The 11,179-nt window shown below is 60.4% G+C and carries 8 protein-coding genes and 1 pseudogene; 4 read left to right on the top strand and 5 right to left on the bottom strand.

The annotated features are described in order from the left end of the window. The first annotated feature begins 195 nt into the window (after positions 1-195). Positions 196-1,698 (top strand): exopolyphosphatase, encoded by a 1,503-nt coding sequence (gene ppx / locus AB4P92_RS17045; RefSeq protein ID WP_042561684.1) that lies wholly within the window; start codon positions 196-198, stop codon positions 1,696-1,698. 245 nt (positions 1,699-1,943) lie between these two features. Here the strand turns inward: ppx and ppk1 are convergent, their stop codons facing one another. Further along, positions 1,944-4,169 carry a polyphosphate kinase 1 gene (ppk1, locus tag AB4P92_RS17040; protein ID WP_115146609.1) on the bottom strand — a complete coding sequence of 742 codons (2,226 nt, stop codon included), beginning with the start codon at positions 4,167-4,169 and terminating at the stop codon, positions 1,944-1,946. Between the two features lie 18 nt (positions 4,170-4,187). Continuing rightward, entirely contained in the window at positions 4,188-5,201 is a 1,014-nt protein-coding gene (hemB, locus tag AB4P92_RS17035; protein WP_042561686.1) for a porphobilinogen synthase, read from the bottom strand. 207 nt (positions 5,202-5,408) lie between these two features. Here hemB and AB4P92_RS17030 point away from each other — a divergent pair, with 207 nt between their 5' ends. After that, on the top strand, positions 5,409-6,059 hold the full coding sequence (locus AB4P92_RS17030; protein WP_042561687.1) for a DedA family protein: 651 nt from the start codon (positions 5,409-5,411) through the stop codon (positions 6,057-6,059). 54 nt (positions 6,060-6,113) lie between these two features. Here the strand turns inward: AB4P92_RS17030 and AB4P92_RS17025 are convergent. Then, positions 6,114-6,253: pseudogene (locus AB4P92_RS17025) on the bottom strand (sterol desaturase family protein); the annotation flags it as partial. A 96-nt stretch (positions 6,254-6,349) separates the two neighbouring features. Between AB4P92_RS17025 and elbB the strand changes: the two are divergent. Next, on the top strand, positions 6,350-7,018 hold the full coding sequence (elbB, locus tag AB4P92_RS17020; RefSeq protein ID WP_042561688.1) for an isoprenoid biosynthesis glyoxalase ElbB: 669 nt from the start codon (positions 6,350-6,352) through the stop codon (positions 7,016-7,018). 130 nt (positions 7,019-7,148) lie between these two features. On the opposite strand, the gene AB4P92_RS17015 is transcribed toward elbB, so the two are convergent. Both AB4P92_RS17015 and AB4P92_RS17010 read right to left on the bottom strand, forming a co-directional pair. Further along, a complete protein-coding gene (locus tag AB4P92_RS17015; protein WP_042561689.1) occupies positions 7,149-7,604 on the bottom strand; it encodes a YaiI/YqxD family protein in 456 nt (151 codons plus the stop codon). A gap of 135 nt (positions 7,605-7,739) precedes the next feature. Next, positions 7,740-9,638, bottom strand: a complete 1,899-nt coding sequence (locus AB4P92_RS17010; protein WP_395597910.1) for an FTR1 family protein — start codon at positions 9,636-9,638, stop codon at positions 7,740-7,742. Between the two features lie 167 nt (positions 9,639-9,805). Here AB4P92_RS17010 and AB4P92_RS17005 point away from each other — a divergent pair, with 167 nt between their 5' ends. After that, a complete protein-coding gene (locus tag AB4P92_RS17005; RefSeq protein WP_395597909.1) occupies positions 9,806-11,179 on the top strand; it encodes a COG3014 family protein in 1,374 nt (457 codons plus the stop codon).

The raw sequence follows: 11,179 nt of genomic DNA, 5'->3' as shown, positions 1-11,179 counted from the left end.
TCTGTAATGTCCTCTGCGCTAGCAGGCTAGCTCCCACAAGTGAGCGCGTTCCAATGTGGGAGCTAGCCTGCTAGCGAATGACCGCGTAGCGGTCACCCGCATTCCTGTGTCAGATCAAGGGTTTGAACCGTGCGCGTTGGCGTCAGCCGTTGATCGTGGCACGATGTCGGGGTTATCGACCGAGACCCCCTGACCATGCCGCAATCCAAAGCCAAGAATCTGTCCCTGATCGCTGCAATCGACTTGGGCTCCAACAGCTTTCACATGGTCGTGGCCAAGGCCCAGAACGGCGAAATCCGTATCCTTGAGCGCCTCGGCGAGAAAGTGCAACTGGCCGCCGGCATCGACGACCAGCGCCAACTCAACGAAGAGTCGATGCAACGTGGCCTCGATTGCCTCAAGCGCTTTGCCCAACTGATCAACGGTATGCCGCTGGGCGCCGTGCGGATCGTCGGCACCAACGCCCTGCGTGAAGCGCGCAACCGCCTCGAATTCATTCATCGCGCCGAAGAAATCCTCGGTCATCCGGTGGAAGTCATCTCCGGCCGCGAAGAAGCGCGCCTGATTTATCTGGGTGTGTCGCACACCCTCGCCGACACCCCGGGCAAGCGTCTGGTCGCCGACATCGGCGGCGGCAGTACCGAATTCATCATCGGTCAGCGCTTCGAACCGTTGCTGCGCGAAAGCCTGCAAATGGGTTGCGTCAGCTTTACCCAACGCTACTTCAAGGACGGCAAGATCACCCCGGCCCGTTACGCCCAGGCGTACACCGCGGCGCGGCTGGAGATCATGAGCATCGAACACGCCCTGCACCGCCTGACCTGGGATGAAGCCATCGGCTCCTCCGGCACCATTCGTGCCATTGGCCTGGCGCTGAAGGCCGGCGGGCACGGCACCGGCGAAGTGAATGCCGAAGGCCTGGCCTGGCTCAAACGCCGACTGTTCAAGCTGGGCGATGTCGACAAAATCGATTTCGATGGCATAAAGCCCGACCGTCGGGCGATTTTCCCGGCAGGCCTGGCGATTCTCGAAGCGATCTTCGACGCCCTCGAACTGCAACGCATGGATCACTGCGACGGTGCGCTGCGTGAAGGCGTGCTCTACGACCTGCTTGGCCGTCATCATCACGAAGACGTGCGCGAACGCACCCTGACGTCACTGATGGAGCGCTACCACGTCGATGTCGAACAAGCGGAGCGGGTCGAACGCAAAGCCCTGCACGCCTTCGACCAGGTTGCCGAGGACTGGCAGCTGGATGACGGCATCTGGCGTGAACTGCTGGGCTGGGCTGCGAAAGTGCACGAAGTCGGCCTCGACATCGCCCACTACCACTATCACAAGCACGGCGCCTATTTGATCGAGCACTCTGATCTGGCCGGGTTCTCCCGTGAAGACCAGCAGATGCTCGCCCTTTTGGTGCGCGGCCATCGCCGCAATATCCCCAAGGACAAGTTTGCCGATTTTGGTGCCGACGGCGACAAGCTGATCCGCCTCTGCGTGCTGCTGCGTTTTGCGATCCTGTTCCACCACATCCGTGGTACGCAGGCGATGCCGCAGGTGGTGCTGCATGCCAATGGCAATAACCTTGATGTGGAATTTCCGCAGAACTGGCTGGATGAGAATCAGCTGACCCAGGCGGATTTCGGGCTTGAGGCTGATTGGTTGACGCGGGTGGGGATTGTTCTAACGGTTCACTGAGTATTGGTTGGGCACAAAAAAGGCGATCCTTCTGGATCGCCTTTTTTATTGGGTTCGACTTGAGGGCAGAGGTGAACCATCCCCTCACCCCAGCCCTCTCCCGAGGGAGAGGGGGCCAATTTGTGTGATTTTCCAATCCTGAGTTCGACTCGATATCTCGGGTCGGTGCAAATCCATAGGCACCTCGGTCAGTCCCCTCTCCCCCGGGGAGAGGGCTAGGGTGAGGGGCTTTTGACTTTCAGCTCTCAGCTGCTCACCGGAAGAATCGGGCTACCCAAACGCTCCAGCAACGTCGCCTGCGCGCTTCTCGGGTTCTGGTTACCGGTTGGCGTGTTGCGGATGTAACGGCCATCCGACTGCAGGCTCCAGCTGTGGGTGTTGTCGGTCAGGTACAGCTCCAGCTCTTTCTTCACCCGGGTCAGCAGCTTCTTGCCTTCCACCGGGAAGCAAGTCTCGACGCGCTTGTCGAGGTTGCGCTCCATCCAGTCGGCACTGGAGAGGAACATCTGTTCCTCGCCGCCATTAAGGAAGTAGAACACTCGGGTGTGCTCAAGGAAGCGACCGATGATCGAGCGCACGTGAATGTTGTGCGAAACCCCGGCGATACCCGGACGCAGGCAGCACATGCCACGCACCACCAGATCGATGCGCACACCGGACTGGCTGGCCTTGTACAGCGCGCGGATGATCTTCGGGTCGGTCAGCGAGTTGAACTTGGCAATGATGTGCGCCGGTTTGCCTTCGACAGCGAACTGGGTTTCGCGGGCAATCATGTCGAGCATGCCCTTCTTCAAGGTGAACGGCGCGTGCAGCAGCTTCTTCATGCGCAGCGTCTTGCCCATGCCGATCAACTGGCTGAACAGTTTGCCGACGTCTTCGCACAAGGCGTCGTCGGAGGTCAGCAGACTGTAGTCGGTGTAGAGCTTGGCGTTGCCGGCGTGGTAGTTACCGGTACCCAAATGCGCGTAACGCACAATTTCGCCCTGCTCACGGCGCAGGATCAACATCATTTTGGCGTGGGTCTTGAAGCCGACCACGCCGTAGATCACCACCGCACCGGCCGCTTGCAGACGGCTGGCCAGTTGCAGGTTGGACTCTTCGTCGAACCGCGCACGCAGCTCGATGACCGCAGTGACTTCCTTGCCGTTACGCGCGGCATCGACCAGCGCATCAACGATTTCCGAGTTGGCCCCCGAGCGATACAGGGTCTGGCGCACAGCCAGAACGTGCGGGTCTTTCGCGGCCTGGCGCAGCAGGTCGACCACCGGGGTGAACGACTCGAATGGGTGCAGCAACAGGATGTCCTGCTTGCTGACCACACTGAAAATGTTCTCGCTGTTCTGCAGCAGTTTCGGAATCTGCGGGGTGAACGGCGTGTATTGCAGCTCCGGATGGCTGTCCAGACCGGTGATGCTGAACAGACGCGTCAGGTTGACCGGGCCATTGACCTGATACAACTCGGTCTCGCTCAGGTTGAACTGCTTGAGCAGGTAATCCGACAGATGTTTCGGGCAGGTGTCGGCCACTTCCAGACGTACAGCGTCGCCATAACGACGCGAGAACAGCTCACCACGCAGCGCACGGGCCAAGTCTTCGACGTCTTCGGAATCGAGTGCCAGGTCAGCGTTTCGAGTCAGACGGAACTGGTAGCAGCCCTTGACCTTCATGCCTTGGAACAGGTCATCGGCGTGAGCGTGGATCATCGACGAGAGGAACACATAGTTGTCGCCAGCGCCGCCGACTTCTTCCGGCACTTTGATGATGCGCGGCAGCAAACGCGGGGCCGGGATGATCGCCAGACCGGAATCGCGGCCGAAGGCGTCGATGCCTTCCAGCTCGACGATGAAGTTCAGGCTCTTGTTCACCAGCAACGGGAACGGGTGCGTCGGGTCGAGGCCGATCGGGGTGATGATCGGCGCGATCTCGTCGCGGAAATAACGGCGCACCCAGGTCTTGATCTTGGTCGTCCAGTTGCGGCGACGGATGAAACGGACCTGATGCTTTTCAAGCTCCGGCAAAAGAATGTCGTTGAGGATCGCGTATTGGCGATCAACATGGCCGTGCACCAATTCACTGATGCGGGCCAAGGCTTGATGCGGCTGCAAGCCATCGGCACCGGCCTGTTCGCGGGCGAAGGTTATTTGCTTCTTGAGGCCGGCGACGCGAATTTCGAAGAACTCGTCGAGGTTGCTGGAGAAGATCAGCAGGAACTTCAGCCGCTCGAGCAACGGATAGGACTCGTCCAGCGCCTGTTCGAGCACGCGGATGTTGAACTGCAATTGCGAGAGCTCGCGGTGGATGTACAGGCTGCTGTCATCCAGGCCGGGAATGGCGATCGCCGGCACCGCCGCAGCGGTTTCGGTGACCGGCGCCGGTGGCGCTGGCTCCAGTTCCGGCGGGGTTTCGGTGATTTGTTCGACCACCGGCTGAGCTTCTTTTACGGCAACTTCAGTGAGTCCTTCGGTATTCATGGAATGTTCCTGGGAGGGCTATTTCTGCTCTCGTAACAATTGAGCGGCGCGGACGGCAAAGTAAGTCAGGATGCCATCAGCGCCGGCACGTTTAAAGGCGGTCAGTGATTCGAGAATCACCGCTTCGCTCAACCAGCCATTCTGGATCGCCGCCATGTGCATGGCGTATTCGCCACTGACCTGATAGACGAAGGTCGGCACCTTGAAGGCATCTTTTACCCGGAAAAGAATGTCCAGGTACGGCATGCCCGGCTTGACCATGACCATGTCCGCGCCTTCAGACAAGTCCGCACCGACTTCGTGCAGCGCTTCGTCACTGTTGGCCGGGTCCATCTGATAGGAGGCCTTGTTCGCCTTGCCCAGGTTAGCGGCCGAACCCACGGCATCGCGGAACGGGCCGTAATAGGCGCTGGCGTACTTGGCCGAGTAGGCCATGATGCGCACGTTGACGTGACCGGCAATTTCCAGCGCTTCACGAATCGCCTGGATGCGCCCGTCCATCATGTCCGATGGCGCGACAACCTGTGCGCCAGCTTCGGCATGGGACAGTGCTTGCCTGACCAGCGCATCGACAGTGATGTCGTTCTGCACATAGCCGTCTTCGTCGAGGATGCCGTCCTGACCGTGGGTGGTGAACGGATCGAGGGCGACGTCGGTGATCACGCCCAGCTCGGGGAATCGATCGCGCAGCGCGCGGGTTGCACGCTGGGCAATGCCCTGCGGATTCCAGGCTTCGGCAGCGTCGAGAGATTTCAGTTCCGCTGGCGTCACCGGGAACAAGGCCAGCGCCGGGATCCCCAGCTCGACCCATTTGGCAGCTTCTTCAAGCAGCAGATCAATCGTCAGCCGCTCTACGCCCGGCATCGACGCCACGGCTTCGCGGCGGTTTTCACCGTCGAGCACGAAGACCGGCAGGATCAGGTCATCGACCGTCAACACATTTTCCCGCACCAGCCGACGCGAAAAATCATCACGACGGTTGCGACGCAGGCGGGTTGCAGGGAACAGACGATTGGCGGGGGTAAAGCTCACGGCGGACTCCTGAGCCCGCGCAAACGGGCGAGCGTGACAGTTATAGACGGCCATTATGACGAACGGATGACAGTTGTGCGTGCACCGTGACATGTAGCCGCATTCCATTGTCAGTGCAGGAATAGTTCACGTCGAGACACATTTGGACACTTTCATGAATGTGTCCGAAGGGTTAGGCTGCGCGTTCATTTCGCCAGCACCCAGACAATGCTCCAACAATTTCTGCATGACTTTGGCTACTTTGCCCTGTTTCTCGGGACGTTCTTCGAAGGCGAAACCATTCTGGTGCTCGCGGGCTTCCTCGCGTTCCGTGGCTACATGGACATCAATATTGTGGTCGTCGTGGCGTTCTGCGGCAGCTATGCCGGTGATCAGCTGTGGTACTTCCTGGGGCGCAAGCACGGGCGCAAATTGCTCGCGCGCAAACCGCGCTGGCAATTGATGGGCGACCGGGCGCTGGAGCACATTCGCAAGCATCCTGACATCTGGGTCCTGAGCTTCCGCTTCGTGTATGGCTTGCGCACGGTGATGCCCGTGGCGATCGGCCTGTCGGGCTATCCGCCGGGACGTTATCTGCTGCTGAACGGCATCGGCGCAGCCATCTGGGCCACCGCGCTGGCGGCTGCGGCTTACCATTTCGGCGCAGTGCTGGAAGGCATGCTCGGCAGCATCAAAAAATACGAACTGTGGGTCCTCGGCGCCCTGCTGGTATTGGGCGTGGGCCTGTGGCTGCGTCGCCGCTTCAAGAATGCCCGTCTGGCGAGGAAGATCTACGCCGACGAGCAAGCCGCAAAAGCCGCGCAGTTGCAGCAAGTCGAACTGGACAATCCCGCCGACCCCAAGACGCCAGCCGAGTAACTCGCTGGCGGGTGGCGCCCGCCATCCCACACTGCGCACAGCAGTGTGGTTCCCCCCGAAAATCATCAGTTCATCGTCGCCCTCTTCCTGGCGCGAGCCGAACAGTCGACCCAAATAATGAACACCCCGCCGTCGTTGCGATCCATGTAGAAAGCGCTCTGTGCATGCTGTGTCCGATGCCTGGACGGCGTGAGTCTTGAGGCCGACACCAGGGGTCGCCCCCCATAAACCCTATGGCAACCCGCGATAAATTAGTGGACATTTAGCGCTATGAATCTGGAGAGAAAACCATGAGCAAAAAAGTTGCAGTGATCCTGTCCGGCAGTGGCGTTTACGACGGCGCCGAGATCCATGAAAGCGTCATTACCCTGCTGCGCCTCGATCAACGCGGCGCGCAGGTGCAGTGTTTCGCCCCGAACATCTCGCAATTGCATGTGATCAATCACCTCACTGGCGAAGAAATGCCCGAGTCGCGCAACGTGCTGGTGGAATCGGCGCGCATTGCTCGCGGCAACATCAAGGACATCCGCGAAGCCGACGTCGAAGACTTCGATGCACTGATCGTGCCCGGCGGTTTTGGCGCGGCGAAGAACCTGTCGAATTTCGCTATCGAAGGCGCCGGCTGCACAGTGCAGCCAGACGTGCTGGCCTTGGCTGAAGCATTTGCCGAAGCGGGCAAACCGGTGGGGCTGATCTGCATCTCGCCGGCACTCGCGGCGAAAATCTACGGCCCGGGCGTAACCTGCACCATCGGCAACGATGCCGACACCGCCACGGCGATGAACAAGATGGGCGCCACCCACGAAGACTGCGCCGTGACCGACATCATCGAAGACAAGGCGCGCAAACTGGTGACGACTCCGGCGTACATGCTGGCGCAGAACATCAGCGAAGCGGCTTCGGGAATCAACAAACTGGTCGACCGTGTGCTCGAACTGACCCACGAGAACGACGCCTGATACCCCAGCAGCACAAAAAACCAAATGAGGGAGCGAGCCTGCTCGCGAACGCGGTGTGTCAATCAACTCAATGTTGTCTGATACAACGCCTTCGCGAGCAGGCTCGCTCCCACATTGGATTTGTGCAGAGTCAGGGTTTGCGAGCAAGGCGAGTCAGGATGCGGTCCAGCGCATTGGCAAACGCCTGCTTCTCGCGATCGCCGAATGGCGCAGGGCCGCCGCTCATCTGGCCCTGTTCGCGCAGATCGGTGAACAGGTTGCGCACCGCCAGCCGGTCACCCATGTTCTTCTCGTCGAACTCCTTGCCGCGCGGATCCAGCGCTGCCACGCCCTTCTTCACCAACCGATCGGCCAGCGGGATATCGCTGCATATCACCAGCTCACCGGGCACCGCGTGTTCGACCAGATAATCGTCCGCCGCATCCGGGCCGCTCGGCACCACGATCAACTTGACGATAGCCAGCCCCGGCTTGGTCTGCGGCTGTCCGGCCACCAGCACCACTTCGTACTGTCGCTTGAGGGCAAACTTCACCACCAGATCCTTCGCCGCCCGCGGACAGGCGTCGGCATCGATCCATACACGCATTTTGTTTACCTCTTCAAAGCAAAAGATCGCAGCCTGCGCAGCTCTTACAGGGTTTTCGGTTGGTCACAAATAGTGTGATCACCTCAATCCCCTGTAGGAGCTGCCGCAGGCTGCGATCTTTTCAGGATCACACAATCAAGCAGCAGAAACCCGCTTCTTCTCCGCCACCCAACTACGCCCATACAACACAACAATCGCCAGAATCGCCACCGCCTGCGCCGCCAGCGAATACGCATCGGCGTGAATCCCCAGCCAATCGAAATCGAAAAACGGCACTGGCCGTGTACCGAAGATCCCGGCCTCCTGCAGCGCCTTGACACCATGCCCGGCAAACACCACCGACAGCGCACACAGCAGCGCGGCGTTGATGCTGAAGAACAGCGTCAGCGGCAGTTTCGCCGAACCGCGCAAGATCACCCATGCAAGTCCGACCAGCAGCACCAGCGCAGTCGCACCGCCCGCCAACACCGCGTCATGCCCGGCGGGGCCAGCCTGCAGCCAGAGGGTTTCGTAGAACAGGATCACTTCGAACAGCTCGCGATACACCGAGAAGAACGCCAGGATTGCAAAGCCGAATCGCCCGCCACCGCCGACCAGACTGCTCTTGATGTAATCCTGCCAGGCTGCCGCGTGCCGGCGGTCGTGCATCCACACGCCGAGCCACAGCACCATAACGCTGGCGAACAGTGCCGTGGCGCCTTCGAGCAATTCGCGCTGCGAGCCGCTGACGTCGATCACGTACGCCGCCAGCGCCCAGGTACCGAGACCGGCTAGCAACGCCAAACCCCAACCGACGTTGACGCTGCGCACGGCCGACTGCTGACCGGTGTTGCGCAGGAAGGCGAGGATCGCTGCCAGCACCAGAATCGCTTCAAGACCTTCGCGCAGCAGAATAAGCAGGCCGGAGATGTAGCTCAGCGACCAGCTCAAACCATCGCTGCCGAGCAACCCGGCAGACTCTTTCAGCTTCGCCTTGGCGGCGTCCAGACGCTGCTCGGCCTGCGCGACCGGCAAGCCATCCTGCAACGACTGCCGATAGGCCATCAGGGATTTTTCGGTGTCCTTGCGTACGTTGGCGTCGACGTTATCCAGCGAACTCTCGACCAGTTCGAAACCTTCCAGATACGCCGCCACCGACAGGTCGTAGGCCTGATCGTGCTCACCCGCGCGGTAGGCCGCGAGGCTCTTGTCCAGCGTCGCAGCGGTGTAGCCGAGCAACTGCGCCGGGCCACGTTTGACCTGCGGCGGCTGCGCACGCTGAGCGCGGAAGGTCGCGGCGGCTTGCGCGCCTTCGGCGGCCTGCACTTCGGTCGGTGTCTGGCGCGCCAGATCAGCGATGTTGTAACTCTTTTCGGATTTGGCCGCCGCTGCATCGGCACTGAACCCGGCGATGTAAGTGGCCAGATCCCAACGCTGGCGATCATCGAGCTGATCGGCAAACGCCGGCATGTCGGTGCCTTCGACGCCTTGGCCCAGAGTGCTGTAGATCGCGTACAGGCTCAGGTGATCCATGCGCACAGCATCCCGCAGATTGGCGGGCGCCGGCGTCAGCCCGACACCTGCCGGACCGTCACCGGCACCTGTGTCGCCGTGGCACACCGAGCAATTCTGCGCATAGAGCGGCGCACCACGGGTTGGGTCCGGGGTGATGATCGGCGCCTGGCTCACTTCATACGCCACCGCCAGTTTCGCCCCCAGTTGCCGTGCCTGACGGGCCACTTCGGCGCCGTCCTGCTTGGCACTGATGGCTGCATGCAATGCATCGACGCCTTGCTCCAGCGCAGCTTTCTCGGGTTTGGCCGGGAGGTTGGCGATCAAGCCTTGCAGCGCTTGGGTGAATTCCAGCTGTTCGCGGTATTCGGAGTCATCCATGACTTTGCCCGCTGCTACCGTTGGCGGGTAGTCAGCGCTGATGTAATCAAGCAGGTGCAGCGCTTGCGGCGCGCCTTCCACGGTGTCGGCAAGCAGGTTGAAGCTGCTCAGGGCTAACAACGGGAACACCAGCCAGGCCAGGAAGCGGGACGAGGCAGTCATGAATGATTCTCAAATGGAAATACGAAGTTACATATTGTTCACTTCGAAACCGATTCACTCAAGCTTTCTCGCAGATTTGCGCGCCCCTGACCTCTGCTCAACAGCAACACCCATCCCTATAATGCCGACTCGCTACGCCCTTTGAGCTCAAGGAAGAACCGCTGCCCATGCGTCGATATCTGCTGTCTTCAGCGCTACTAATCGCCGTCCTGCACCTCAGTGGATGCGCCGCTTACCGCAATTACGACCAGGAAATGCAGCAGACCAATGACCAGTTGATGCGGGGCAACTTTCAGGGCGCGCTGGATCTGCTGAACTGGAACAACCCGTGGGAAGACAAGGATCTGCTCTATTACTTCGAAAAAGGCGCGATCCTGAGCTTCGCCAACGTGCTGCCGCAGAGCCAGACCGCTTGGCGCAGCGCCGACCAAAGGGTCTTTCAGCGCGAAGAGGCCGTGCCCTCCGGTGCCAGCAAACTGCTCAACCGGTTCGCCTATGAGATGGGCACCATGCTGGTCAACGACAAGCTGAGTCGCTACGAAGGCTACGACTACGAAAAGGTCATGCTGACCACGCAGATGGCCCTCAACCAATTGGCCGAGAGTGATTTCGACGGCGCCCGGGCCGACATCAAGAAAACCCACGAACGTGAAGCGCTGATTGCCCGTCAGCGGGAGCGCCAGTACGAAGAACTCGAAGCGCAGGCCGGCGCTCAAGGCATCAAGGTGCAATACAAGGATCTGCAAGGCTATCCGGTGACTACCCTGGATGCCCCGGCGGTGATCGAATTGAAAAACGGTTACCAGAGCGCTTTCAGCCACTATCTGGCCGGGTTCGCGTATGAGGCGCTGGGCGAACGGGGCCTGGCCGCGCCGGGCTATCGGCAGGCGATCGAATTGCGCCCAGACCTGGCCTTTCTTCGGCAGGCGTTGCGCGATCTCGACAAGTCTCCAGCCAAAGCGGATGAAAGTGATGTCCTGATCGTCGTCCAGAGCGGTCTGGCACCGGCCCGCAGTTCGGTGAGTGTGCCGATCCCGGTACGGCTCAATGAAAACCTGGTGATTGTCGCGCCGATCGCCCTCCCGATCATGGTGCCCGACACCGTCACACCCGCATTCGACCACATCGTAGTGGATGGCCGTAAACGACCGCTGACCGTCGTCAACAGTGTCACCGACATGGCTTTTCGTACGTTACGCGACGACATGCCGGCGATCATTTCCCGGGCGATGTTTCGCGCGAACATGGCCGCGATATCCCAGGCTCAGGAAAACGAACGCAATCCGGCCAAAGCCTCGCTGGTGGTCACCCAGCACGATCCTTTCGAAGAGGCCGACACCCGAACCTGGCGCACCCTGCCGGACAAGACACTGGTCGCGCGCGTCCGTCTGAAAAAAGGCGATCATCTGTTCAGCGCCCCGAATGTCCCGGGGGCAGCACCGGTCACTTGGCGCATCGACCGCGATCATCAGTTGGTCTATATGCGAGCCCTGAGCGACATAGCCAACCTTATCGGTAACGGCTATGCGCCAGCCAAGTAA

Source organism: Pseudomonas sp. A0308, from assembly GCF_044218815.1.
In the GTDB taxonomy this organism is placed as follows: Bacteria; Pseudomonadota; Gammaproteobacteria; order Pseudomonadales; family Pseudomonadaceae; genus Aquipseudomonas; species Aquipseudomonas iridis.
The sequence above is the reverse complement of the archived record's forward strand: the minus strand, read 5'-3'. Positions and strand labels throughout refer to the sequence as shown.

Excerpts from the sequence above, each read along its gene's own strand:
- ppk1 (WP_115146609.1), bottom strand. The coding sequence starts at position 4,169 with ATGAATACCGAAGGACTCACTGAAGTTGCCGTAAAAGAAGCTCAGCCG.
- AB4P92_RS17010 (WP_395597910.1), bottom strand. The coding sequence starts at position 9,638 with ATGACTGCCTCGTCCCGCTTCCTGGCCTGGCTGGTGTTCCCGTTGTTA.
- AB4P92_RS17005 (WP_395597909.1), top strand. The coding sequence starts at position 9,806 with ATGCGTCGATATCTGCTGTCTTCAGCGCTACTAATCGCCGTCCTGCAC.
- ppx (WP_042561684.1), top strand. The coding sequence starts at position 196 with ATGCCGCAATCCAAAGCCAAGAATCTGTCCCTGATCGCTGCAATCGAC.
- elbB (WP_042561688.1), top strand. The coding sequence starts at position 6,350 with ATGAGCAAAAAAGTTGCAGTGATCCTGTCCGGCAGTGGCGTTTACGAC.
- AB4P92_RS17030 (WP_042561687.1), top strand. The coding sequence starts at position 5,409 with ATGCTCCAACAATTTCTGCATGACTTTGGCTACTTTGCCCTGTTTCTC.
- AB4P92_RS17015 (WP_042561689.1), bottom strand. The coding sequence starts at position 7,604 with ATGCGTGTATGGATCGATGCCGACGCCTGTCCGCGGGCGGCGAAGGAT.